The 23,074-nt window shown below is 69.0% G+C and carries 21 protein-coding genes (1 of these 21 cut by a window edge); 14 read left to right on the top strand and 7 right to left on the bottom strand.

What is annotated here, in order from left to right:
- Nucleotides 1–110: the 5' portion of a hypothetical protein gene (locus TSH58p_RS20760; RefSeq protein ID WP_109469391.1), read on the bottom strand. The gene continues 268 nt to the left of window position 1, outside the view; the window shows 110 of its 378 coding nt (coding positions 1–110); the start codon lies at nt 108–110; its stop codon lies beyond the left edge, outside the window.
- A gap of 262 nt (nt 111–372) precedes the next feature.
- On the opposite strand from TSH58p_RS20760, the gene TSH58p_RS20755 reads away from it, so the two are divergent.
- Nucleotides 373–786: a hypothetical protein gene (locus TSH58p_RS20755; protein ID WP_109469390.1), complete on the top strand. Its 414-nt coding sequence runs from the start codon at nt 373–375 to the stop codon at nt 784–786.
- A gap of 42 nt (nt 787–828) precedes the next feature.
- Complete coding sequence (locus tag TSH58p_RS20750; protein ID WP_109469389.1) at nt 829–1,269, top strand: hypothetical protein; 441 nt, start codon at nt 829–831, stop codon at nt 1,267–1,269.
- Between the two features lie 81 nt (nt 1,270–1,350).
- On the opposite strand, the gene TSH58p_RS20745 is transcribed toward TSH58p_RS20750, so the two are convergent.
- A complete protein-coding gene (locus TSH58p_RS20745) occupies nt 1,351–3,432 on the bottom strand; it encodes a cellulase family glycosylhydrolase (RefSeq protein ID WP_109469388.1) in 2,082 nt (693 codons plus the stop codon).
- A 424-nt stretch (nt 3,433–3,856) separates the two neighbouring features.
- On the opposite strand from TSH58p_RS20745, the gene TSH58p_RS20740 reads away from it, so the two are divergent.
- A complete protein-coding gene (locus tag TSH58p_RS20740; RefSeq protein WP_247874348.1) occupies nt 3,857–4,234 on the top strand; it encodes a hypothetical protein in 378 nt (125 codons plus the stop codon).
- A 56-nt stretch (nt 4,235–4,290) separates the two neighbouring features.
- Here the strand turns inward: TSH58p_RS20740 and TSH58p_RS20735 are convergent, their stop codons facing one another.
- Nucleotides 4,291–4,563 (bottom strand): hypothetical protein, encoded by a 273-nt coding sequence (locus tag TSH58p_RS20735; protein ID WP_247874347.1) that lies wholly within the window; start codon nt 4,561–4,563, stop codon nt 4,291–4,293.
- Nucleotides 4,564–4,877: 314 nt separating this feature from the next.
- Between TSH58p_RS20735 and TSH58p_RS20730 the strand changes: the two genes are divergently transcribed.
- From TSH58p_RS20730 to frc, 10 genes are all read left to right on the top strand, one after another.
- A complete protein-coding gene (locus tag TSH58p_RS20730; RefSeq protein ID WP_109469385.1) occupies nt 4,878–6,140 on the top strand; it encodes a GTP cyclohydrolase II in 1,263 nt (420 codons plus the stop codon).
- The gene (locus TSH58p_RS20725) at nt 6,137–7,345 is read left to right on the top strand and encodes a URC4/urg3 family protein (protein ID WP_199230271.1); all 1,209 of its coding nucleotides are present in this window, start codon (nt 6,137–6,139) and stop codon (nt 7,343–7,345) included. The genes TSH58p_RS20730 and TSH58p_RS20725 overlap by 4 nt, the downstream gene beginning before the upstream one ends.
- Nucleotides 7,346–7,374: 29 nt before the next feature.
- Nucleotides 7,375–8,025, top strand: coding sequence for a uracil phosphoribosyltransferase (gene upp / locus TSH58p_RS20720; RefSeq protein ID WP_109469384.1), 651 nt, complete (start codon nt 7,375–7,377; stop codon nt 8,023–8,025).
- Nucleotides 8,026–8,171: 146 nt separating this feature from the next.
- Nucleotides 8,172–9,176 carry a BMP family protein gene (locus tag TSH58p_RS20715; protein WP_109469383.1) on the top strand — a complete coding sequence of 335 codons (1,005 nt, stop codon included), beginning with the start codon at nt 8,172–8,174 and terminating at the stop codon, nt 9,174–9,176.
- A 173-nt stretch (nt 9,177–9,349) separates the two neighbouring features.
- A complete protein-coding gene (locus TSH58p_RS20710; protein ID WP_109469382.1) occupies nt 9,350–10,891 on the top strand; it encodes an ABC transporter ATP-binding protein in 1,542 nt (513 codons plus the stop codon).
- Nucleotides 10,881–11,930: an ABC transporter permease gene (locus TSH58p_RS20705; RefSeq protein WP_109469381.1), complete on the top strand. Its 1,050-nt coding sequence runs from the start codon at nt 10,881–10,883 to the stop codon at nt 11,928–11,930. The genes TSH58p_RS20710 and TSH58p_RS20705 overlap by 11 nt, the downstream gene beginning before the upstream one ends.
- Nucleotides 11,931–11,935: 5 nt before the next feature.
- Nucleotides 11,936–12,859 (top strand): ABC transporter permease, encoded by a 924-nt coding sequence (locus tag TSH58p_RS20700; protein WP_109469380.1) that lies wholly within the window; start codon nt 11,936–11,938, stop codon nt 12,857–12,859.
- Nucleotides 12,859–14,148, top strand: coding sequence for an amidohydrolase family protein (locus TSH58p_RS20695; protein WP_109469379.1), 1,290 nt, complete (start codon nt 12,859–12,861; stop codon nt 14,146–14,148). The genes TSH58p_RS20700 and TSH58p_RS20695 overlap by 1 nt, the downstream gene beginning before the upstream one ends.
- A 300-nt stretch (nt 14,149–14,448) precedes the next feature.
- Nucleotides 14,449–14,877 (top strand): PAS domain S-box protein, encoded by a 429-nt coding sequence (locus tag TSH58p_RS20685; protein ID WP_109469377.1) that lies wholly within the window; start codon nt 14,449–14,451, stop codon nt 14,875–14,877.
- Between the two features lie 83 nt (nt 14,878–14,960).
- Nucleotides 14,961–16,211, top strand: a complete 1,251-nt coding sequence (frc, locus tag TSH58p_RS20680) for a formyl-CoA transferase (RefSeq protein ID WP_109469376.1) — start codon at nt 14,961–14,963, stop codon at nt 16,209–16,211.
- A 133-nt stretch (nt 16,212–16,344) separates the two neighbouring features.
- Here the strand turns inward: frc and TSH58p_RS20675 are convergent, their stop codons facing one another.
- On the bottom strand, nt 16,345–16,605 hold the full coding sequence (locus tag TSH58p_RS20675; protein ID WP_014200106.1) for a hypothetical protein: 261 nt from the start codon (nt 16,603–16,605) through the stop codon (nt 16,345–16,347).
- A 97-nt stretch (nt 16,606–16,702) separates the two neighbouring features.
- On the opposite strand from TSH58p_RS20675, the gene soxR reads away from it, so the two are divergent.
- Nucleotides 16,703–17,164, top strand: a complete 462-nt coding sequence (gene soxR / locus TSH58p_RS20670; RefSeq protein WP_109469375.1) for a redox-sensitive transcriptional activator SoxR — start codon at nt 16,703–16,705, stop codon at nt 17,162–17,164.
- 437 nt (nt 17,165–17,601) lie between these two features.
- Here the strand turns inward: soxR and TSH58p_RS20660 are convergent, their stop codons facing one another.
- From TSH58p_RS20660 to TSH58p_RS20650, 3 genes are all read right to left on the bottom strand, one after another.
- The gene (locus TSH58p_RS20660) at nt 17,602–18,447 is read right to left on the bottom strand and encodes an IclR family transcriptional regulator (protein ID WP_051140212.1); all 846 of its coding nucleotides are present in this window, start codon (nt 18,445–18,447) and stop codon (nt 17,602–17,604) included.
- A 109-nt stretch (nt 18,448–18,556) separates the two neighbouring features.
- Nucleotides 18,557–21,310 carry a formate dehydrogenase subunit alpha gene (gene fdhF / locus TSH58p_RS20655; protein WP_109469374.1) on the bottom strand — a complete coding sequence of 918 codons (2,754 nt, stop codon included), beginning with the start codon at nt 21,308–21,310 and terminating at the stop codon, nt 18,557–18,559.
- A 1-nt stretch (nt 21,311) separates the two neighbouring features.
- The gene (locus TSH58p_RS20650) at nt 21,312–23,042 is read right to left on the bottom strand and encodes an NADH-ubiquinone oxidoreductase-F iron-sulfur binding region domain-containing protein (RefSeq protein WP_109469373.1); all 1,731 of its coding nucleotides are present in this window, start codon (nt 23,040–23,042) and stop codon (nt 21,312–21,314) included.
- Nucleotides 23,043–23,074 lie beyond the last annotated feature (32 nt).

Raw genomic sequence — 23,074 nt, 5'->3', positions numbered from 1 at the left:
ACGATGCGGACGCCGTTCAGTTCGAAGTCCACGCGCTGTTTCACACCACCGCCGGTGGAATTGTCGGGGACCGACGCGGCCGAAGTCTGCGGCACTGTTACCTTTTCCATGACCTATAGCTCCGATTTGTCTGACAGCGTATAGGCAGTGGCGCACAGGGACCAGAGGCAAAATGCTCCCACCGGCCCTACCGGCTTGCAAAAGCGGCGGCCGCGTCCCGCACAAGCTGCCGGGGCGGCGGCGCGCACGGCTTTCGTCATAACCTGCGATCGAAGAATTACCGCGGCCGGGCCATCGTTGGGGATTCCCACGGACCGTGCGATGCGCTAGATTCGGTTTTGGTTTTGTTCGCAGCCACCATCCCTGGTCAGAATGGCCCGCCTCATCGACCGTCCCGCCGAACATCAGGCCCGTTCCATCGCCCCCGGCACCGCCGCTCCACGGTGCGAGCATTGCGGGCGTCCGCACGGCCATACGTTGCGCTGCCTGCCGGACGGCCGCTGGCTGTCGCCTGACGGGATCTGGTTCAGCGACGAAGGCGACCCGGCCCCCTGGCCGGACGTGGTCGAGTATGCCGGGGTCCGAACCTCGCGCAGCATCGTCGGGCTGTACCGCCGCCGCGCCGCGGCCATCGAACGGTCCGCCGAGAAGGCGATGGAACGGCGGTGGCTGTGCCGGCGTTGTCATATGGTCACCGCGCGCGACGAGCATCGGCGCGTCACCCGGACCCGGTCCCTGATGCGCCTCGCGCTCGGCGACCTGTTCGAGGGAACCTACACCATCTGAAGGGCTGCTCGGCCCTTTTGGGGAAAGAAAGCCAGACATTCCATGCAGCACGGACATTCGACGCGCCGCGGGGCCGAGCCGCGGCGCACAGTGGGGGACTCCGCCTCGCGCCCCGCGAGGCCGGTCGATCCGGTCGTGATGGCTCTGAACCTGCTGAACGGTCCCCGCACCCGGGCGGCGCTTCTGAAGGCCGTTGAGGAACGGGTCAAGACGGACGCGGAGGAACGCCGCCGCTTCGCCGCCGCCGCCGGACGGGTGCAGGGCGCAACGGGCGAGCAGGCGCTGACCCTGGCGGTCGGCAATTACCTGCGCGACCTGTCCCGCCTTCCCGAGGCCGGGCGCAGCGGCCCCTATCTGTGGCTGGCCGAGACGGTCGCCATCCTGGCCGGCGGCGGGCGTCCGGGACAGCCGGCGTCCCTCCTCCGCGACCCGCGGGCCGAGGCGGAAGCGCTGTTCCGCCCGCGCGGAGCGGCTTCGGCCTGACGGAGGCTCTGGAAAACGGGAAAGGCCCGGCGCCGGAGATCATCCGCTGCCGGGCCGTTCCTTACCGGTCCAAGGGTGCGATCAGGCGATCGTGCCGTCGAACAGGGCCGGCTCGATGGCGTTCATCTTCGCCGTGTTCACCGCCCAGTCGTCGGTCATGATGCCGCCGGTGTCGCCCGAGCCGGGGCTCCAGGCCCAATAGGTGAAGCTGACGCCCTGGTCGCCCGCCGCCAGATCGGACTTGCCGTCGCCGTTGTAGTCGCCGTCCATGTACTTGACCATGGCGTCGAGCCACTGCTTGTCCTGGCTGGTCTCCAGCTTCGTGCCGAACTCGCCGACCAGGACCGGCGCGATGTCCTTCTGGACGATCCAGCCCCAGGCGTCCGTCCAGATGTCCTTCATGTTGTTCGGGTAGGCGGGGTCGTTGAACCAGCCGAAGCCGGCCATCGACGGCGGGTAGTCGTGGACGGAATAGACCAGCTTGTTGTCGATGTTGAAGTCGACCGGGTCGGTCTTCACGCCGTCCAGGTTGCCGCCCCACCAGTAGGTGCCCTCGGAGGAGTTCTCGACGCCCTCGACGATCAGCAGCCAGTTCGGGTTGACCGACTGGACGGCGTTGCCAATGCGCTCCGCCGCGGCCTTCCAGTCGGTGGCCTGGTTGCCGTCGCCCCAGGTGGCCTGGCCGTGCGGCTCGTTGTGCAGGTCGGCGGCGACGACCGACGGGTTGTCGGCGTAGCGCTGGGCCAGCATCTTCCAGTTCTCGATCATCTTCGATTCCGGGTACTGGTCGGTGTACCAGAGCCCGTTCTCATTGGCCGAGGCGCCGTCGCCGGAGCGGTGGTGGTCGAGGATGATCTTCATGCCGGTCTGATCGGCGTAGTCGATGATCTTGTCGAACACCTCGAGGCTGGTCTTGCCCTGAAGCTCCGGGTTCTTCGAATAGTCGATGCCGGTCGGCATGCGGCCGTTGTCCAGCATGGCGTCCGACCAGGGCAGGCGGATGGTGTTGAACCCCTGGTCCTGCATCTGGTCCATGATGTTCTTGTAGCTGTCCTGCCACAGGCCCTGCGGGGCGAAGGCGTAGCCCTCAGCACCGAACCAGTTGACGCCGGTCAGCTTCACGTTGTTGCCGGCGCTGTCGACGATCTGGCTGCCGTCGGTGTGCAGGTAGCCGCCGCTTGACCCGGCGCCGCTGTCCGTCGAAGGCGAGGTCACCGGGGCGGTCGGCGCGGCCGGGGTCGTGCCCGGCGTTGTGCTCGGGGCCGTGGAGGGCGCGGTGGCGGAGCCGGAGGTGAACAGGCCCTTGTCGGCGTCGACCACCAGCGTGCCGTTCCACCACAGGTCGGCCTGCCCCTTGATGACGTCCTTGCCGTCGAGCGCGCCCTTGTCGTAGCTGACCGCGGAGTCGGTCGGGGCGTATTCGTGGCCGTTGATGGTCACGTTGCCGATATGCAGGTTGCGGTCCTGGCCGTTCACCGTGGCGTCGTTGTCGTACTGGACCTGGATCTTGTGCGCCTGATCGGCGGCCAGATCGGTCTTGAAGGAAAAGTCCTTCGACTCCGTGCCGGCCGTGCCCTCGCCGATCGCCTTGCCGTCCGCCAGCACCGTGAAGTGCGCGTTCTGGCCCGCCGCGGCGGTGCCGCGGGCGTTGATGGTGATCGTCGAGGACCCGGTGGCGGCGGAGGCGTCGCTGCCGCCCGTGGCGGCGCTGTCGGCCTCCGGCGCGGCGGCGCTGCCGCCGGAATTGGCCGTATCGGAGGCGACGCCATAGAGCGAGGCCGGGGTCGAGAAGGTCAGCGCCCCGTTCCACCACAGGCCTTCCTGGCCGGCCATGGTCCCGCCGGCGTCGTCATGGCGCTCGTAGCTCGCGTCGGTCGGGCTCAGCGTGTGGCCGTTGATGACGATGGATTTGATGCCCAGGTCACGATTCGATCCGGCGTTCACGTCATCGTTGTCATAAACAACCTGGACTTTGTGCGCCTGACCAGAAGAAACGTCAACGTCGAATGTATAGGCTTTCGGCTCGGCCGAGCCCACCGACGCCTGACCAACATCCTTGCCGTCGATCATCAGACGAAAGTGAGGATTCACAGCGTCCGAAGAGGTGCCATAGGCGTTCACGACGATTTTGGACTTGGTCAAACCAGTGGAGGTCGTCGCCATTTGTCTATTCCATTGCGGTTTCGATGGCTGGACCCTGGCCCTTGGATAGTTAACGAGATACTAACAATTCCTTTAAAATAAATTAACCATTTGTGGCAAATAGGAGCGGCCGGCGGCAGGCTTTGCCTGATGCGGCGGCGCAACAGCAGGCCCGCACTGGCTTTGCGGCGGTGCGCCCCGGCCGTCGCCGCCGCCCGTTCGCAGGTCCGTTCGGCGGCCCTGCCCCAGCCTGGTCACAGGGGGGACGCCAGCCGGTTCACATCCGGGATGCGGCCGTCGTCCCGGTAGGGACAGCGCGGTGCGAGCCGGCGCGGAGTCCCGCCCTTCCGAAGTGTCAACCCGCGGGCGAAGCCGCGCGTGCTACACTGTGCGCCGTGACGGATGGTGGACGATGACGGTCATGAGGATTGTGGTGGCCCTGAGGATGGCGGCTCTGACGGCGGCCCTGGCAATCGCGCTTGCGGGCGCGCCGGGACAGGCGTCGCCGGTGCCCGCCGTGGGGCAGAGCGTGTCGCTGGTGACCACCAGCGGGTCGGCCACCTTCAAGCTGTGCCGCAACTGGGTGTTCACCCACACGTGCCGCGAGTATGGCAACGTCTCGGTGCCCGCGCGCATCGCGGCGGGCGATTCGTTTGAAATCACCTTCGGCAGCAACCCGAAGACGATGTGGTTCCGGGTCAAGGCCGTCCTGCTTCAGGACGGGCGCTGCCTGCTGATCCCCAAGCATGAGGACATGCCCGCCAAGGGCGGGGACGAGCCGGTGGATATGCTGATCGTGGACCCGTGCCGCGTCCTGAGGTGACGGTCCTGCGGTGAAGGCGCCCCCGGTCGCGGGCCGCCTTCCGCAGGACGGCAGCCTCAGCGCAGCGGGATGTTCATCTGGACGCTGAGGCCCGGAGTGGGCGCGTAGTAGACCGGCGGCGGCGGTGCGTAGACCACGCGCGGGGCCGGGGCGTAGTAGACGGGCGGCGGGCGGCGCATCACCACGACCGGCGGGGGCGGCTCGTAGATCACCACGGGGCCGTGGCCGCGGTGGTGATGCTTGTGCTTGTGCTTGCGCCAATGCTTGTGGTCGTCGGCCAGCGCCGGTGCGGCCAGCGCGACGGTCAGCACCAGGCTTCCCAGCGCCACACCCCATCCACGCTTGCCAATTCCACCTTTGCCTGAATGGCCCGCGCCTGAGTGGACGGACATTCCCTGCATCCTTTTTCTGCGATCGATTGACCCGATCCTAACAGCAGATCGTGCGCCCAAGCTCAGGCTCCAACCATCCGGGCTGGGACAAATTTCGGGCACCCCCTATTCCCCGAAGGAGGTGCCCCCTGGCGGAAATGACGGGTCGAAAACCGAACGAACGTCAGAGGTTGCGGCCATTCGATTTGGTGTTCGCAGTCGCCGAAACTGTGTCACACTGTCGCATGGTGAATGGCACCCGGAGCGTCCGTATGGAAAGCCGCCGTAACCAGCCGCAACGTCACATCGTTCTCGCCTCGCACCCGACCGGCGGCGCCAAGCCGCGCTACACCCCGGTCCACTGGGGCGCCCCCACCGCCGCGGAGCGCGGGCCGGTCGTTGCCTCCCTCTCCGACCCGGCGCAGCGCAACGCCATCGGCGCCCACGCCGGCAGCTACGCCGTCTACCGGGCGCTCGCCGTCGCGGCGGGGCAGCTCAGCGCCTACCATGTGCCGGACCTGACCAACACCGCTCCGGCGGAGCCGATCGGCCCGCACCCGCAATGGGGCGACCCGGACAAAATCGTCTCCATCGACCCCTTCGGCCATATGGTCAGCGACGCCTTCGGCGATCATCTGGCGCGCGGCGTCGACGTGCGCCCGACCATCGCCGTGACCAAGGCCCGCATCAAGATGCCGGAGCTGGTGGACGCCATGCGCGCCGGGCGGCTGGCGGCGGACGGCCAGATCCTGCTGCCCAGCGGCGACGCGCGCGTGACCAAGGTCGCCATCGAGCCGGTGTGGTTCCTGCCCGGCATCGCCAAGCGCTTCGGCATCACCGAGAGCGCGCTGCGCCGCGGCCTGTTCGAGCACACCGGCAGCATGTTCCCCGAACTGGTGACCCGCCCCGACCTGAAGGTCTTCCTGCCGCCGATCAACGGGCTGACCGTCTACATCCTGGGCGACGCGGCGGCGCTGACCGATCCGGCGCGCAAGGTCGCCTGCCGGGTGCACGACGAGTGCAACGGGTCGGACGTCTTCGGCTCCGACATCTGCACCTGCCGCCCCTACCTGACCCACGGCGTCGAGGAGTGCATCCGCACCGCGCAGGAGAACGGCGCCGGCCTCGTCATCTACAACCGCAAGGAAGGGCGCGCGCTGGGCGAGGTGACCAAGTTCCTGGTCTACAACGCGCGCAAGCGCCAGCCCGGCGGCGACCGGGCGGAGGCCTATTTCGAGCGCACGGAGTGCGTGGCCGGCGTCCAGGACATGCGCTTCCAGGAGTTGATGCCCGACGTCTTCCACTGGCTGGGGGTCACCCGCATCGACCGCATGGTGTCGATGAGCAACATGAAGTCCGACGCCATCCGCCGCGCCGGCATCGAGATCGTCGAACAGATCCCGATCCCCGACGAGCTGATCCCCGACGACGCCAAGGTGGAGATGGACGCCAAGAAGGCCGCCGGCTACTTCACCCCCGCCGTGCCGACCGCGGAGGAGCTGACCGTCGCCAAGGGCCGGGGGCTGACCGATTGAGCGCCCACGCCGACGATGATGCGGGGTGGCTGCTCTCCGCCGACGCGGTGCGCCAGCGCGCCCACGCGATCCTGGCGAAGGCCGGGCGCGGGGACCTCGCCCATTTCGAGCTTCGCCCGGAGCGGCTGCCCGATGCCGCCGCCCTGGTCGCCACGGTGACGCGGGAGTCCTACCCGGACCTGGACGTCCCCTACCACAGCCGCTGGCGGCATTTCGTGATGGAGGGCGACGACCGCTGGGCGGCGCTTGCCGCCGGACTGGACGTGGATGCGGACGAGGTCGCGCGCATCCGCTTCGACCTCGCGGTGACCAGCGTGCTGCTGGACGCCGGGGCGGGCGACCGCTGGCGCTACCGCGACGCGGCGGGGGTGGAGTTGGCCCGCTCCGAAGGGCTGGCCATCGCCAGCTTCGACCTGTTCCGCGCGGGCGGCTTCGCCGATGATTCGAAGAGAACGCCTCTGCGCGCCGACGCGGCGGCTCTCTCCGCCATGACCGAGACGGCGCTCGCCCGCGGCTTCCAGGCCGGGCCGGACAACCCGCTGGTCGGGCTGGAGGGGCGCGCGGCGCTGCTGCGCCGGTTGGGGAGTGCGCTGACCGCTGCACCCGACCTGTTCGGCACACGGGGGCGGGTCGGCACCCTCTACGACGCGCTGAAGGCGCAGGCCGTGGACGGGACGCTTCCCGCCACCGCCATCCTCGACGCGGTGCTGCGCGGGCTGGGGCCGATCTGGCCGGGCCGGATCGAGCGCGGCGGCGTCAATCTGGGGGATACCTGGAGCCATTCGGCGGTCGGCCTCGTCCCCTTCCACAAGCTGTCGCAATGGCTCAGCTATTCGCTGGTCGAGCCGCTGGAGGGGGCGGGCATCGCCGTCACCGGGCTGGACCGGCTGACCGGCCTGCCGGAATACCGCAACGGCGGGCTGCTGGTGGACAGCGGCGTGCTGGTGCCGAAGCATCCCCGCATCCTGTCCGACGAGCTGGAGGTCGGGGATGAGGCGGTGGTGGAGTGGCGCGCCCTGACCGTCGCCCTGCTCGACCGCCTCGCCGACGAGGTCCGCGCCCGGCTGGGCGTGCCCGCGGAGAGCTTCCCGCTCGCCAAGGTCCTCCAGGGCGGCACCTGGACCGCGGGGCGCCGGATCGCCCGCGAGCGCCGCCCCGGCGGCGGCCCGCCGATCCGCATCCGCAGCGACGGGACCGTCTTCTGATGTGACGTCAACCACCCGAAGGGTCGCCCATGCCCAACCCGACGTTGCCCATCCCGACACTCACCGTCATCGACCACCCTTTGGTCCAGCACAAGCTGACCCTTCTGCGGCGGCGGGAGACCCCCACCGCCCGGTTCCACGAGGTGATGCGGGAGGTGTCGCAGCTGATGGGCTATGAGCTGACGCGCGACCTTCCCCTTGAGGACCGCCCGGTGGAAACGCCGCTGGCCAGCTTCGACGCGCCGCTGCTGACCGGCAAGAAGCTGTGCCTCGTCTCCATCCTGCGGGCCGGGCAAGGGCTGCTGGACGGCATGCGCACGCTGCTGCCGTCGGCCCGCATCGGGCACATCGGCCTCTACCGCGACCAGGAGACGCTGACCCCCGTCGAGTATTTCTTCAAGGTGCCGGAGGACATCGAGGAGCGGCTGGTCATCCTCGTCGATCCCATGCTCGCCACCGGCCACACGGCCGTCGCGGCGGTGCACCGGCTGAAGGACGCGGGTGCGGCCTCGATCAAGCTGGCCGTCCTGGTGGCCGCCCCGGAGGGCTTGCGCAACTTCCACGACGCGCACCCCGACGTGCCGGTCTTCACCGCTGCAGTGGACGAGCGGCTGGACGAGAACGGCTACATCCTGCCCGGCCTGGGCGACGCGGGCGACCGGCTTTACGGCACCCGCTGAGAATCGTTGCCGCCCTTTTGGTCACATGCCACCCTGCCGACCCGTGAGAGCCGCAGCAGGGCTGACGCGCACGGAATGGCATTGCCGTTGCAACGCCTCTGCTGCACATCTGTGCCGAAACAGCAAAGCAGACGGAGGGGGTTCCCATGGGGAAGGTATTCGGCGTGGCGCGGCGCGCCGTCCTGTGCGGTGCGGCGGCGGCCGCCGTCGCGGCGATGGCTCTGCCCGCCTGGGCGCAGTCGAAGGTCAAGGTCGCCGGCATCTACACCGTGCCGATCGAGCAGCAGTGGGTCAGCCGCATCCACACCGCCCTGAAGGCCGCCGAGGCGCGCGGCGACATCGAGTATGTCTGGGCCGAATCGGTCGCCAACACCGACTATGAGCGCGTGATGCGCCAGTACGCCGAGGGCGGCCAGCAGCTCGTCTTCGGCGAGGTCTTCGGCGTCGAGCGCGCAGCCCGCGCCGTCGCCAAGGACTATCCCAAGACCGCCTTCGTCATGGGCTCCAGCTTCAAGCCGCAGGAGCCGAACTTCTCGGTCTTCGACAACTACATCCAGGAGCCGGCCTATCTGACCGGCATGATTGCGGGCGCGGTGTCCAAGTCGAACGTCATCGGCATGGTCGGCGGCTACCCGATCCCCGAGGTGAACCGCCTGATGAACGCCTTCATGGAGGGCGCCAGGGAGGTGAACCCGAACGTGAAGTTCATGGTCAGCTTCATCGGCTCCTGGTTCGACCCGCCGAAGGCCAAGGAAGCCGCCTTCGCCATGATCGACCGCGGCGCCGACGTGATGTACGCCGAGCGCTTCGGCGTGTCCGACGCCGCCAAGGAGCGCAAGGTCCTGGCCATCGGCAACGTCATCAACACCCAGCCGCAGTATCCGGACACCGTGGTCGCCAGCGCGCTCTGGCACATGGAGCCGTCGGTCGACCGCGCCATTGCCGCGGTGAAGGCCGGCAGCTACAAGGCCGAGGATTACGGCCCCTACAGCCAGATGGTCCACAAGGGCTCCAGCCTCGCCCCGCTCGGCACCTTCGAGGGCAAGGTTCCCGCCGACGTGATGGCCAAGGTGAAGGCCCGCGAGCAGGAGATCCTCGACGGCAAGTTCACCGTGAAGGTGAACGACAACGAGCCGAAGTCGACGATGTGATCCACATCTCCTTCTCCCCTCCGGGGAGAAGGTCGGGATGAGGGGGCGGCCGCAGGCCGGACACGCAAGCTCATTGCAGCGCTTGGACGCCCTGACGGGCGCCCCCTCACCCTAACCCTCTCCCCAGGGGGAGAGGGAACGTTGTTTTGCCTCCCGGCACCCCGCGGACATCCATGACATCACCCCCCATCGTCCTCCGCCTCTCCGGCATCACGAAGCGGTTCGGGCCGCTCGTCGCCAACGATTCCATCTCGCTGACGCTCCACAAGGGCGAGGTGCTGGCCTTGCTGGGCGAGAACGGCGCCGGCAAGACGACCCTGATGAACATCCTCTTCGGCCATTACGTCGCCGACGAGGGGAGCATCGAGGCGTTCGGCCAGCCGCTTCCCCCCGGCTCCCCCCGCGCGGCGCTGGCCGCCGGGATCGGCATGGTCCACCAGCACTTCACCCTGGCCGACAACCTGTCGGTGCTCGACAACATCGCCGTGGGCACGGAGTCGCTGTGGCGCCCGCGCTCCGACCGCGCCGCCGCCACGGCGAAGCTGCTCGACCTCGCCCGCCGCTTCGGGCTGGAGGTGCGGCCCGACGCGCTGGTCGGCGACCTGTCGGTGGGCGAGCGGCAGCGCGCCGAGATCCTGAAGGCGCTCTACCGCGACGCCCGCGTCCTGATCCTGGACGAGCCGACCGCGGTGCTGACCCCGCAGGAATCCGCCAGCCTGTTCGACACGCTGCGCCGCCTGACCGCCGACGGGCTGGCCGTGGTCTTCATCAGCCACAAGATGAACGAGGTCTTCGCGGCCAGCGACACCGTCGCCGTGCTGCGCGGCGGGCGCCTCGTCGCCACCCGCAGGACCGCCGAGACCGACCGCGAGGAGCTGGCCGAACTGATGGTCGGGCGCGCCCTGAAGCCGCCCACCCCGACCCCGCTGGAGCCGGGCGAGCCGGTGCTTGCGCTGTCCGGCGTGACCGTCGCCTCCGGCCACGGGCGCCCGCTGCTCGACGCGGTGGACCTGACCGTGCGCCGCCGCCAGATCGTCGGCATCGCCGGCGTGTCGGGCAACGGGCAGACCGCGCTGGCCGAGCTGGTCAGCGGCCTGATCCATCCGGATTCCGGCACCATGGCCCTGAAAGGCGAGCCCGCCAGCAGCGCCGGTCCGGCGGAGATGGTCCGCCGCGGCGTCGCCCGCATCCCGGAGGACCGGCACGCCGCCGGCCTCGTCGGCGCCATGGCGGTGTGGGAGAACCTGATCGCCGAGCGCTACCACGACCCCGCCTTCCAGCGCTTCGGCCTGATCCGCCGGGGGGCCGCCCGCGCCTACGCCGAGGAGGTGATCCAAGCGTTCGACGTGCGCTGTCCGGGTCCGGACGCCCGCACCCAGCTGCTGTCCGGCGGCAACATGCAGAAGCTGATCCTGGGCCGCACGCTGGCCCACGGGCCGGACCTGATCCTGGCGAGCCAGCCGACCCGCGGCCTCGACGTGGGCGCGGTGTCCTACGTCCACGGGCGGCTGCTGGAGGCCCGCGCCGCCGGGGCCGGGGTGCTGCTGATCTCCGAGGATCTGGACGAGATCCTGGCGCTGGCCGACGGCATCACCGTCGCCTATCACGGGCGCCTCACCCCCGTTCTGCCGCACGGCCGCGTGTCGGTCCGCCAGCTCGGCCTGCTGATGGCCGGGCATTGGGAGATTTTGCCGGAGATCGTCGATGCGGCTTGAACCGCGAGAGCATACCCCGCTGGCCGCCCGCCTGCTGGCACCCGTGGCGGCGGTGGCGGCGGCGCTGGCGCTCTGCGCGCTGCTGGTCGCCTGGACCGGCGCGCCGGTGCTGCGCGCCTACGGCCTGCTGCTGGAGGGGGCCGCCGGCTCCCGCTTCGCCCTGACCGAGACGCTGACCCGCGCCACCCCGCTGATCCTCACCGGCCTCGCCGCCGCCGTCGCCTTCCGCGCCAAGCTGTGGAACATCGGGGCGGAGGGGCAGCTCTACATGGGCGCTCTCGCCGCCGTCGTGCTGGGCGGCGGCATGCTGAACCTGCCGGCCTGGCTGCTGCTGCCGACCGTGATGATCGCCGGGGCCGCCGCCGGGGGCGCCACGCTGCTCGGCCCCGCCGTGCTGAAGGTGCGCTTCGGCGTGGACGAGGTGGTGACCACGCTGCTGCTGAACTTCATCGTCCTGCTGCTCGTCTCCATGCTGCTGGAGGGCGCGCTGAAGGACCCCATGGGCATGGGCTGGCCGCAGTCCGCCCCGGTCGTCGAGGCGGCGGAACTGCCCAAGCTGGTCGAGCGGACGCGGCTGCACACCGGCCTGCTGGTCGCGCTGGGCCTGTCGGCCCTGCTCTGGCTGATCGACACCCGGACCATCTGGGGCTACGAGAACCGGGCGGTCGGCGCCAACCCGCGCGCCGCGGCCTTCGCCGGCATGCCGGTGACCCGCGTCATGCTGCGCACCGCCCTGCTGTCCGGCGGGCTGGCCGGGCTGGCCGGGGTGATCGAGGTCTGCGGGCTGAAGGGCTACCTGACGCTCGACCTGTCGCCGGGCTTCGGCTACAGCGGCATCGTCGTCGCCATGCTGGCGCAGCTTCACCCGGTGGGCGTGGTCGGGGCGGCGGTCTTCATCGCCGGCATCTTCGTCGGCGCCGACGCCATGAGCCGCGCCATGCCGGTGCCCAACTACATCGCCGACGTGCTCGTCGCCACCAGCCTGCTCTGCATGCTGGTCGCCGGGCTGCTGACGCGCTACCGGCTGCGGCGGGGGTGAGCGCCATGGAGCTGTTCCAAACGATCCTCGACATCCTGGTCTCCGCCGCCTTCTGGACGGCAGTGCTGCGCATCGCCACCCCCTACATCCTGGGCACGCTGGGCGAACTGCTGTGCGAGCGGGCGGGCGTTCTGAACCTCGGCATCGAGGGCATCATGACGATGGGCGCCATGGCCGGCTGGATGGCCGTCTACCAGGGCGCCGACCTGTGGACCGGCGTGCTGGTGGCGGCACTCTGCGGCGGGCTGATGGGGCTGCTGCACGCCACCCTGACGGTGCCGCTGGGCCTGTCGCAGCATGTGGCGGGCATCGGCGTGACGCTGCTCGGCACCAGCCTGTCCTACTTCGTCTACCGCCTCGTCCTGCCGCAGGCGAGCACCCCGCCCACCGTCGAGCCGTTCCAGCCGTTGGACCTGCCCGGCGCGCTGGCCCAGACGCCGATGACCTACATGGCGCTGATCCTCGTCGCCGTCGTCGCCTACGTCCTCTACCGCACGCCGGTCGGTCTGGCGGTGCGCATGGTCGGCGAGAATCCGGCGGCGGCGGAGGCCCAGGGCCTCAGCGTCACCGCCGTCCGCGTCGGTGCGGTGGTGGCGGGAAGCGCGCTGATGGCGCTGGCCGGGGCCTTCCTCACCCTGTCGGCCTTCAACGCCTTCTTCTTCAACATGGTCAACGGGCGCGGCTGGATCTGCATCGCGCTGGTGGTCTTCGCCTCCTGGCGGCCCGGCAAGGCACTGCTGGGCGCGCTGCTGTTCGCCGCCTTCGACGCGCTGCAATTGCGGCTTCAGCAGGTGGCGGGGGGCGTCCTGCCCTACCAGCTGTTCCTGATGATGCCCTACCTGTTGAGCATCCTGGCGCTGGTGCTGGTGGCGCGCCGCGCCTCCTACCCGCGGGCGCTGATGATCCCGTACCGCAAAGGAGAACGCTGATGTTCGATCTGATCCTGCGCCGCGCCACGCTGCCCGACGGCCGCACCGGCATGGACATCGGCGTCCGCGAGGGCCGCATCGCCGCGGTGGAGAAGGACCTGCCCGGCCCCGCCGGGGAGGAGATCGACGCCACGGGCCGGCTGGTCACGCCGCCTTTCGTCGATTCGCACTTCCACATGGACTCCACGCTCAGCTACGGCCTGCCGCGGGTCAACCGCTCCGGCACGCTGCTGGAGGGCATCGCGCTGTGGGGCGAGCTGAAGCCGCAGCTCGTCCAGGACGCCATCGTCGAGCGGGCGCTGGCCTATTGCGACTGGGCGGTGGCGCGCGGCCTGCTGGCGATCCGCAGCCACGTGGACGTCTGCGACCCGCGCCTGCTGGCCGTGGAATCGCTGCTGGAGGTCAAGCGGCGGGTCGCCCCCTACCTCGACCTGCAGCTCGTCGCCTTCCCGCAGGACGGAGTCCTGCGCTCCCCCGGCGCGATGGACCTGCTGAAGCGCGCCCTCGACATGGGCGTCGACGTGGTGGGCGGCATCCCGCATTTCGAGCGGACGATGGCCGACGGCGCCGCCTCCGTGAGGCTGCTCTGCGAGATCGCGGCGGAGCGCGGGCTGCTGGTGGACATGCATTGCGACGAGTCGGACGACCCGCTGTCCCGCCATGTCGAGACGCTGGCCTACGAGACGCAACGGCTGGGGATGCAGGGGCGGGTGACCGGCTCGCACCTCACCTCCATGCATTCCATGGACAACTACTACGTCTCCAAGCTGATCCCGCTGATGGTCGAGGCCGACCTCGGCGTCATCGCCAACCCGCTGATCAACATCACGCTCCAGGGCCGTCACGACACCTATCCCAAGCGCCGCGGCATGACCCGCGTGCCGGAGCTGATGGGCGCCGGCCTGACGGTGGCGCTGGGCCACGACTGCGTGATGGACCCCTGGTACCCGCTCGGCTCCGGCGACATGCTGGAGGTCGCGCACATGGGCCTGCATGTCGGGCAGATGACCGGCTATGACGGGATGCTCGCCTGCTTCCGCGCGGTGACCGAGGCTCCGGCCAAGCTGCTTCACCTCGACGGCTACGGGCTGGAGGTGGGCTGCCACGCCGATCTGGTGGTGCTCCAGGCCGCCGACCCGGTGGAGGCGATCCGCACCCGCGCCACCCGCCTGTGTGTTCTGCGCCGCGGCGCCGTGGTCAGCCGCTGCGCCCCGGTGGAGGCGCGGCTCGCCCTGCCGGGCCGCCCGGAGTCGGTGTCCTTCACCCTGCCCACGGCGCGGGCCACCTAACGTCCCCCTCCCCTTCGGCGAAATGGGTTGAGAAGCCCCCCGGTCCGCGCGGCCGGGGGGCTTTTTCATGCCCGGCGCCCGCCCCTTCCCACTCCCCGGCATTTGCCGCGAAAGGTCCGGAGCGCGATTAGTTCGCCTAACGCACAAAAGGGCTTGCCAGGCATTTCGCATCTGGTATACGGTATCTCACATCCCATCGCGCTTCGGAAACGGAGTGCAAAACCAACGGTGCGGGCGTGTTTTGAAGAAAACATGACGGCGCCGGAAGGTTTCGGGTCCGGTGTCGGAGCGAATGCTTTCATGAGCGCAACAGTCGATTTCGCACAGCTTGTCATGGCCGCCGGGGACGCGATCGTCGTGTCCGACGCGGAAGGGGCCATTACTCTGTGGAATCCGGCGGCCGAGCGGATGTTCGGCTTCACGGAGGGCGAAGCGCTGGGGCAGTCGCTCGACATCATCATCCCGGAACGCCAGCGCCAGCGCCATTGGGACGGCTACGCCAACACCATGCGCACGGGCCGGACGCGCTACGGCAGCGAGGTGCTGCGCGTCCCGGCCCTGCACAAGGACGGGCACGCCCTGTCCATCGCCTTCACGGTCGCCCTGCTGACCGCGCCGGACGGCACGGTGACCGGAATCGTCGCCATCATCCGCGACGAGAGCAGCCGCTGGGCCGAGGAGCGCAAGCTCCGCCGACGCCTGTCGGAGTTGGAGTCCGCAAGTCCGTAACCCACAACCCATCCCGCCAGTTTGTCCGTGTTGTCCAGTGCTCAACAACGGCATCGCAATAAGTGAGAGGGAGTAAACGAGCCATGAGCAAGCCGCTCGAAGGGATCAAGATCATCGACTTCACCCACGTTCAGGCCGGCCCCGCCTGCACGCAGCTCCTCGCCTGGTACGGCGCGGACGTCATCAAGGTGGAGCGGCCGGGTTCCGGCGACGTCACCCGCAACCAGCTCCGTGACATTCCCGACGCCGACGCGCTCTACTTCACGATGCTGAACAGCAACAAGCGCTCGCTGACGCTGGACACCAAGACCCCGCAGGGCAAGGAAATCCTTGAGAAGCTGATCAAGGAATCCGACGTCCTCGTAGAGAACTTCGGGCCGGGCGCGCTCGACCGCATGGGCTTCACCTGGGAGCGCATCAACGAGCTGAACCCGGGCATGATCGTCGCCTCGGTGAAGGGCTTCAGCGACGGCCACCATTACGAGGACCTGAAGGTCTACGAGAACGTCGCCCAGTGCGCCGGCGGTGCGGCGTCGACCACCGGCTTCTGGGACGGCCCGCCGACCGTCAGCGCCGCCGCGCTGGGCGACAGCAACACCGGCATGCACCTCGCCATCGGCATCCTGACCGCCCTCATGGGCCGTTCGAAGACCGGCAAGGGCCAGAAGGTCGCCGTGTCGATGCAGGACTCGGTCATCAACCTCTGCCGCGTCAAGCTGCGCGACCAGCAGCGTCTCGACCGCGTCGGCTACCTGGAGGAGTACCCGCAGTACCCGCACGGCGAGTTCTCCGACGTGGTTCCGCGCGGCGGCAACGCCGGCGGCGGTGGCCAGCCGGGCTGGGTCCTGAAGTGCAAGGGCGCCGAGACCGATCCGAACGCCTACATCTACTTCACCATCCAGGGCCACGCCTGGGCGCCGATCTGCAAGGCCCTCGGCAAGCCGGAGTGGATCGACGATCCGGCCTACAACACCGCCCTGGCGCGTCAGGACAAGATCTTCGACATCTTCGCCTTCATCGAAGGCTGGCTGGCCGACAAGACGAAGTACGAGGCGGTCGACATCCTGCGCAAGTTCGACATCCCGTGCGCCCCGGTGCTGACCATGAAGGAAATCGCCGATTGCCCGTCGCTCCGCAAGAGCGGCACGATCGTCGAGGTCGATCATAAGGCCCGCGGCAAGTACCTGACGGTCGGCAGCCCGATCAAGTTCTCCGACATGACCGTCGAAGTGACCGGGTCGCCGCTGCTCGGCGAGCACTCCGACGAGGTTCTGGCCAGCCTCGGCTATACCCCGGAACAGATCGCCGAGTTGCACGCCAACAAGGTTGTCTGATCGGGTCCCCGACAGTCTGACGGCATGCCTTATGAAGACGGCGCTCCGAAAGGGGCGCCGTCCTTTTTTGTGCAGGAGCAGGTTTCTTGTCGGACAACGGGGGCTTCACGGATTGCCGCCGGAATCCCGACCCTTACCGCAGCCACTCCCTCACTTCGCGGATGCGCTGGTTGCCCTCCGGCGTGCGGGCGTAGGCCTTGCCGTACTGGGTTTCGTACTCACGCACGAAGCCCTGGCGCAGCAGCCCGTCCAGCACCGGGCGGACGATGGCCGGCTTCAGGTTCGCGGCCTTGGTGATCGTCAGGAACGAGGCCGGCAGAGCCGTCACCTCCGGCCCCGGCGTGGCGCGCAGGGTGTTGAGCGAAGTCCAGTCGACGGAGGTTGGTGAAATCATCGGCTACCCTCGATGCGGCGCGCGGTTGACTCTCTCTCGATACGACCTCAACTTCACTTGAGGTCAAGAGGTTCCGAACCCCAGGGGAGGCCCGGCGATGGCGATTCTCGATCCCGCCGACATCGACAAGGACCTTTCCGTGGGCGAGGTCGCGGAACGCTCCGGTGTGGCAGTGTCCACCATCCACTTCTACGAATCAAAGGGGCTGATCGCGAGCTGGCGGAGCAGCGGCAACCAGCGCCGCTTCCCCCGCGACGTGCTCCGGCGCATCGCCGTCATCAAGGTCGCCCAGCGCCTGGGCGTCCCGCTGGCCACCATCGCGCAGGCGCTGAAGACCCTGCCGGACGGCCGCACGCCCACCGCAGAGGACTGGAAACGCTTGTCCGCGGCCTGGAAAGCGGATCTGGACGAGCGCATCGCCGTGCTCACCAAACTGCGCGACGGGCTGGAGGACTGCATCGGCTGCGGCTGCCTGTCGCTCGGCGAATGCCCGCTGCGCAACCCCTGGGACGAGCTTTCGGAGAACGGTCCCGGCCCGCGCCTGCTCGATCCGCGGTGACCTCCGCGCTGTTTTGCCGCACCGCAGCATGACCTCCTCATCCGGCGCCGTCGCGGCAATAAAAAGGCCGTGCTGTTTCCAGCACGGCCAGTATCCGAGAGGCTCGCATAAAATGCGGAGCAACAACCCGCCCGATACAAAGGGTGATGAACCCTGTGTAAGAAGAATGATGCCCGAGTCTTCGTCGGGACGCAACAAGGGAATCGCGGGTTTCCACATTGCGGAAACAAAGTATTTGGCAAAAAAAAGACCGCGCCGTTGCGGGCGCGGTCAGTTTCTTCAGGGCAGCACTACGTGACAGGAAGGAAAACCGGGGTAACAGCCGCCTCGACCCAATCCGAAGGATTTGCGGATCGGGGCGGATCGCGCCTCCCGGCCGGCGCGAATTCGAATTCCGTTAGAGTGGCCTGGATCAGGCCCAGGCTCAGGCCAGACGATCAGGTGGGAAAGCGCCCGCCGATCTCGGCCGTCACCGCCGCGGCGGTGCGCTTGACCATCTCGCCGAAGGCCACGACGCGGGCGTCGTCCAGGCGCCGGTTGGTGCTCGACAGCGACAGGGCGCCGATGACGCGGGCCTGCTCGTCGTAGATCGCCGCGGCGACGCAGTGAAGGCCGCTGACCCGCTCCTCCTGGTCCACGGCGTAGCCGCGGTCGCGCGTCAGGATCAGCTCCCGGTGCAGCGCTGGGATCGACGACACGGTGGTCCGGGTGAACTGGCGCATGCCGCGCTGGGTCACGATGCTCTGCACCCGCGTGTCGGGCATGCCGGCGAGCAGCGCCTTGCCCACGGCGGAACAGTGCAGCAGCGTGCGGTCGGTGACGGGCAGCGCCGCCTGGGCGACGCGCGGACCGCCGACGCGGTGCAGATAGATGGCCTCGCCGTTCTCCTCGATCGCCAGATTGACGACCTCGCTGGTCTCCTCCATCAGCCGGCGCATGCGCGGGCGGGCGACGTCGAGCAGGCTGCGCGTCTTCAGGAAGCCGGTGCCGGTCATGTAGGCCTGCACCCCGACCGCCCAGCCGCGCTTGCCCTGGTCGAAGCGCACGTAGCGCTCCTCCTGCAGCGTGGTCAGCAGACGGTGCGCCGTGGAGGGCGAGAGATGCGCCGCCTCGGCCACCGCGGTCAGGCTCATCGGGCTGTCCGACTGGCCGAGGATGGTCATGATGCTCAGTGCCCGCGACAGCGACTGCACGAGATTGCCCTTCGCCGCACGGTCCACCGTCTCCGCGCGGCCTTCGGCCCGCGGGGCCGGGGGTGCCATCATCAGCGCTTGCGTCTTCATCGTCCCATCCCTCTCGAAATCGTCCGGCGCTGTTGCATCCGCGCCGTTTGCGTCCTCGGGTGTGGCGGCCCCCGGTTCTCCCTTGCGGGGAGCGGAGGCCGCCGGTTGGCTATGCCGCCGGCTCGATCCGGGCCGCGGCGAACTTGAACTCGGGAATCTTCCCGTAGGGGTCCAGTTTCGGGTTGGTCAGCACGTTGGCCGCCGCCTCGGCGTAGCAGAAGGGCACGAACACCAGCCCGGACGGGACGTTGTAGTCCGACCGCGCCTTCAGCTCGATGGTGCCGCGCCGGGTGGTGACCTTCATCCAGTCGCCGCCCTTGGCGCCCATCCGCCGCAGGTCCGCCGGGCTCATGTAGGCCACCGCCTCCGGCTCCAGATCGTCCAGAACCTGGGCGCGACGGGTCATCGACCCGGTGTGCCAATGCTCCAGCTGGCGCCCGGTGGTCAGGACCATCGGGAACTCGGCGTCCGGCTCCTCGGCCGGCGGGATCACGTCGGCGGGGACCAGACGCCCGCGGCCGGTGGCCGTGGGGAAGCCGTCGCCGAACACGATCTCCTGGCCCGGATCGTCCGCGGACAGGCTGGGGTAGGTGACCGAGCGCTCGCGCTCCAGCCGCTCCCAGGTGATGTTGTCGAGCGACGGCATCGCCCCCTTCATCTCCCGGAACACGTCGCGCGGATGCTCGTAGTTCCAGTCCAGACCCAGGCCGCGGGCCATGGCGTTGACGATCCACAGATCCTGCCGGGCCTCGCCCGGAGGCGGCAGGGCCTGGCGGCCGAGCTGGACCTGACGGTTGGTGTTGGTCACCGTTCCGGTCTTCTCCGGCCAGGCCGAGGCGGGCAGAACCACGTCGGCGTATTTGGCCGTCTCGGTCAGGAACAGGTCCTGCACCACCAGATGGTCGAGCTTGGCGAGCGCGTCGCGGGCGTGCTCCACGTCCGGGTCGGACATGGCCGGGTTCTCGCCCATCACGTACATGCCGTGCAGCGAGCCGGCGTGGATCGCGTCCATGATCTCGACGACCGTCAGGCCGCGCTTGGAGTCCAGCTTGGTGTCCCAGAAATCCTCGTAGAAGGCGTGGACCTCCGGGTCGTCCACCGGGCGGTAGTCCGGGAACATCATCGGGATCAGGCCGGCGTCGGAGGCGCCCTGGACGTTGTTCTGGCCGCGCAGCGGGTGCAGGCCGGTGCCGGGGCGCCCGATCTGGCCGGTGACCAGCGACAGGGCGATCAGGCAGCGCACGTTGTCGGTGCCGTGGGTGTGCTGCGACACGCCCATGCCCCAGAAGATGATCGAGCCCTTGGAGGTGGCGTAGAGGCGCGCGACCTCGCGGAGCTGGTCCGCCGGGATGCCGCAGACCGGCTCCATGGCCTCCGGGGTGTAGCTGGCGATGTGGGTGCGCAGCTCCTCGAAGTCCTGGGTGTGCTCGGCCACATACTGCGCGTCGTACAGCCCCTCGGTGATGATGACGTTCAGCATGGCGTTCAGCATGGGCACGTCGCGGCCCGGCTTGAACTGGAGCATGTGGCTGGCGTGGCGCTTCAGCACCTGCCCGCGCGGGTCCATGATGACCAGCTTGGCGCCGCGCTTGGCCGCGTTCTTGAAGAAGGTCGCGGCGACCGGGTGGTTCTCCGTCGGGTTGGAGCCGATGACGACGATCACCTCGGCGTCCTTGGCCGCCATGAAGGGAGCCGTCACCGCGCCCGACCCGATGCCCTCGATCAGAGCCGCCACCGAGGAGGCGTGGCACAGGCGGGTGCAATGGTCGACGTTGTTGGTGCCGAAGCCGACGCGCACCAGCTTCTGGAACAGGTAGGCTTCCTCGTTGGAGCCCTTGGCCGAACCGAAGCCGGCCAGAGCCGAGCCGCCCCGCTCGTCGCGGATCTTGCGCAGGCCGGCGGTGGCGACCTCCAGGGCCTCCTCCCAGCTCGCCTCGCGGAAATGGGTCAGCGGGTTGAGCGGGTCGATGTCCACGTCGTGCTTGGACACGCCCTCCTTGCGGATCAGCGGCTTGGTCAGACGGTGCGGGTGGTGGATGTAGTCGAAGCCGAAGCGGCCCTTCACGCACAGCCGGTTCTTGTTGGCGGGACCGTCGCGGCCCGTCACCGACAGCAGCTTCTCATCCTTGATGTTGTAGGTGAGCTGGCAGCCGACGCCGCAATAGGGGCAGACGCTGTCGACCTGGCGGTCCGGGGCGGCGGCGAAGACGCCGCTGTTCAGGTCCACCTGGGTCTTCGGCATCAGCGCGCCGGTCGGGCAGGCCTGGACGCACTCGCCGCAGGCGACGCAGGTGCTGTCGCCCATCGGGTCGGCGAAGTCGAAGACGATCGTCTCCTTGTGGCCGCGCAGCGCCATGCCGATCACGTCGTTGACCTGGACCTCGCGGCAGGCGCGGACGCACAGGTTGCACTGGATGCAGGCGTCGAGCTGCACCGCCATGGCCGGGTGGCTGAAGTCGGGCTTCGGCGCGTGCTCACGGCTGGGGAAGCGGCTGTCCGAGACCTCCAGACGGTCGGCCCAGCGCCAGAACTTGCTGTCGGGGTCGTGGGCCTCCTCCCGCTTCGGCTGGTCGGCGACCAGCATCTCGATGACCATCTTGCGGGCGAACTTGGCGTTCTCGCTGGCCGAGCGGACGCGCATGCCCGGCGTCGGATGGCGCACGCAGGAGGCCGACATGGCGCGCTCGCCGTCGATCTCGACCATGCAGGCCCGGCAGTTGCCGTCCGCGCGGTAGCCCGGCTCGTCGGCGTAGCAGAGATGCGGGATCTCGGTGCCCAGGCGGTTGGCGACCTGCCAGATGGTCTCGCCGGCGTGGGCTTCGACGAGTTCGTCGTCGAGGTGGAACAGGATGCGGTCGCTCATATCACCGGACCTCCCCGCGCAGATCGTCGCGGAAGTGCTTCAGCGCACTCTTGAGTGGGTTCATCGCGGCCTGACCCAGGCCGCAGATCGACGCCGTGCTCATCAGCCGGGCGAGTTCCGTCAGGAGCGGCTCGTCCCACACCGGCTGCTTGATGAGCGCCACCGCCTTCTCCGTGCCGACGCGGCAGGGCGTGCACTGGCCGCAGCTCTCGTCCTCGAAGAAGTCCAGCAGGTTGCGCACGACCTTGCGCATGTCGTCCTGGTCCGACAGCACGACCACCGCGGCGGAGCCGATGAAGCAGCCGTGCTGCTCCAGCGTGCCGAAGTCCAGCGGGATGTCGTCCATGCTGGCGGGCAGGATGCCACCCGACGCGCCGCCGGGCAGATAGCCCTTCAGCGTGTGGCCGTCGGCCATGCCGCCGCAATACTCGTCGATCAGCTCGCGGATGGTGACGCCGGCGGGGGCCAGCTTCACGCCCGGCTCCTTCACATGGCCGGAGACGGAGTAGCTGCGCAGACCCTTGCGTCCGTTGCGCCCGTGGCTGCCCCACCAGTCGGCGCCCTTCTCAAGGATGTCCCTGATCCAGAACAGCGTCTCCACGTTGTTGATGAGGGTCGGGCGGCCGAACAGGCCGACGACCGACGGGAAGGGCGGCTTGTGGCGCGGCAGGCCGCGCTTGCCCTCGATGCTCTCCAGCATCGCGGACTCCTCGCCGCAGATGTAGGCCCCGGCGCCGCGCCGCAGATGGATGCGGGTGTGCCCGGCAAGGCCCGCCTGCTCCACGCGGGCGATCTCATGCTCCAGCACCTCGCGGATGTGCGGGTACTCGTCGCGCAGGTAGATGTAGACGTCGGTCGCCTCGACCACCCAGGCGCCGATCAGCATGCCTTCCAGGAAGCGGTGCGGATCGTTCTCCAGATAGTAGCGGTCCTTGAAGGTGCCCGGCTCGCCCTCGTCCCCGTTCACCGCCATCAGGCGGGGGCCGGGCTCGTGGCGGACGAAGCGCCACTTGCGGCCGGTGGGGAAGCCGGCGCCGCCGAGGCCGCGCAGGTTGGCCCCTTCCAGCTTGCCGAGGATGTCGTCCACCGGGACGTTGCCGGTCAGACAGTCGGCGAGCAGGCGGTAGCCGCCCTCCGCCTTGTACTGCTCCAGGCTGACATAGGTGGGGAGCTGCGGGTGCGTCTCGCCGTTCTTGACGGCGGTCACCACGCTCTCGACGGTGGCGTTCTCGTGCAGGGCGTGGCCGATGGCCACCGCCGGGGCGTTGTGGCAGGCGCCCATGCAGGGCGCGCGCACCACCCGGACGTCCGGCCCCATGTCGGCGGCCCTCAGCTCGTCCAGCAGCTTTTCACCGCCGGCCATGCAGCAGGACAGGCTGTCGCAGACCCGGACGGTCACGGGCGGAGGGGCGTCCTCCCCGTCCATCACGATGTCGAAGTGGGCGTAGAAGGACGCCACCTCGTACACCTCCACCAGGGCCAGCCGCATCTCGTGGGCGAGCGCCGCGAGATGGCGGGCGTGCAGCCCGTGGTAAGTGTCCTGCAACAGGTGCAGATGCTCGATCAGCAGGTCCCGCTGCCGGGACCGGTCACCGAGAAGCGCCTGCACCTCCGCCAGGGCCGCCGGATCGACCTGCCGGCCCTTCGGCTGGGGCCGGGTGTTCCGGCGCCCCGAACCGGGATGGATGGCGCGCCTTTTCGTGTCGTCTTTGGCGACGATGGCCGTGTCCATGTCCGCCCTCCCCTCTCGTCTCAGGCTGATTC

The organism is Azospirillum sp. TSH58, assembly GCF_003119115.1.
GTDB lineage: Bacteria > Pseudomonadota > Alphaproteobacteria > Azospirillales > Azospirillaceae > Azospirillum.
This window is presented reverse-complemented; position numbering and strand designations above follow the sequence as displayed.

What these genes read in the sequence shown, in the direction of transcription:
- TSH58p_RS20695 (WP_109469379.1), top strand. Translation starts at nt 12,859, where the DNA reads ATGTTCGATCTGATCCTGCGCCGCGCCACGCTGCCCGACGGCCGCACC.
- TSH58p_RS20740 (WP_247874348.1), top strand. Translation starts at nt 3,857, where the DNA reads ATGGCGGCTCTGACGGCGGCCCTGGCAATCGCGCTTGCGGGCGCGCCG.
- frc (WP_109469376.1), top strand. Translation starts at nt 14,961, where the DNA reads ATGAGCAAGCCGCTCGAAGGGATCAAGATCATCGACTTCACCCACGTT.
- TSH58p_RS20675 (WP_014200106.1), bottom strand. Translation starts at nt 16,605, where the DNA reads ATGATTTCACCAACCTCCGTCGACTGGACTTCGCTCAACACCCTGCGC.
- TSH58p_RS20750 (WP_109469389.1), top strand. Translation starts at nt 829, where the DNA reads ATGCAGCACGGACATTCGACGCGCCGCGGGGCCGAGCCGCGGCGCACA.
- TSH58p_RS20715 (WP_109469383.1), top strand. Translation starts at nt 8,172, where the DNA reads ATGGGGAAGGTATTCGGCGTGGCGCGGCGCGCCGTCCTGTGCGGTGCG.
- TSH58p_RS20660 (WP_051140212.1), bottom strand. Translation starts at nt 18,447, where the DNA reads ATGAAGACGCAAGCGCTGATGATGGCACCCCCGGCCCCGCGGGCCGAA.
- soxR (WP_109469375.1), top strand. Translation starts at nt 16,703, where the DNA reads ATGGCGATTCTCGATCCCGCCGACATCGACAAGGACCTTTCCGTGGGC.
- fdhF (WP_109469374.1), bottom strand. Translation starts at nt 21,310, where the DNA reads ATGAGCGACCGCATCCTGTTCCACCTCGACGACGAACTCGTCGAAGCC.
- TSH58p_RS20700 (WP_109469380.1), top strand. Translation starts at nt 11,936, where the DNA reads ATGGAGCTGTTCCAAACGATCCTCGACATCCTGGTCTCCGCCGCCTTC.
- TSH58p_RS20730 (WP_109469385.1), top strand. Translation starts at nt 4,878, where the DNA reads ATGGAAAGCCGCCGTAACCAGCCGCAACGTCACATCGTTCTCGCCTCG.
- TSH58p_RS20755 (WP_109469390.1), top strand. Translation starts at nt 373, where the DNA reads ATGGCCCGCCTCATCGACCGTCCCGCCGAACATCAGGCCCGTTCCATC.
- TSH58p_RS20705 (WP_109469381.1), top strand. Translation starts at nt 10,881, where the DNA reads ATGCGGCTTGAACCGCGAGAGCATACCCCGCTGGCCGCCCGCCTGCTG.
- TSH58p_RS20650 (WP_109469373.1), bottom strand. Translation starts at nt 23,042, where the DNA reads ATGGACACGGCCATCGTCGCCAAAGACGACACGAAAAGGCGCGCCATC.
- upp (WP_109469384.1), top strand. Translation starts at nt 7,375, where the DNA reads ATGCCCAACCCGACGTTGCCCATCCCGACACTCACCGTCATCGACCAC.
- TSH58p_RS20710 (WP_109469382.1), top strand. Translation starts at nt 9,350, where the DNA reads ATGACATCACCCCCCATCGTCCTCCGCCTCTCCGGCATCACGAAGCGG.
- TSH58p_RS20685 (WP_109469377.1), top strand. Translation starts at nt 14,449, where the DNA reads ATGAGCGCAACAGTCGATTTCGCACAGCTTGTCATGGCCGCCGGGGAC.
- TSH58p_RS20745 (WP_109469388.1), bottom strand. Translation starts at nt 3,432, where the DNA reads ATGGCGACGACCTCCACTGGTTTGACCAAGTCCAAAATCGTCGTGAAC.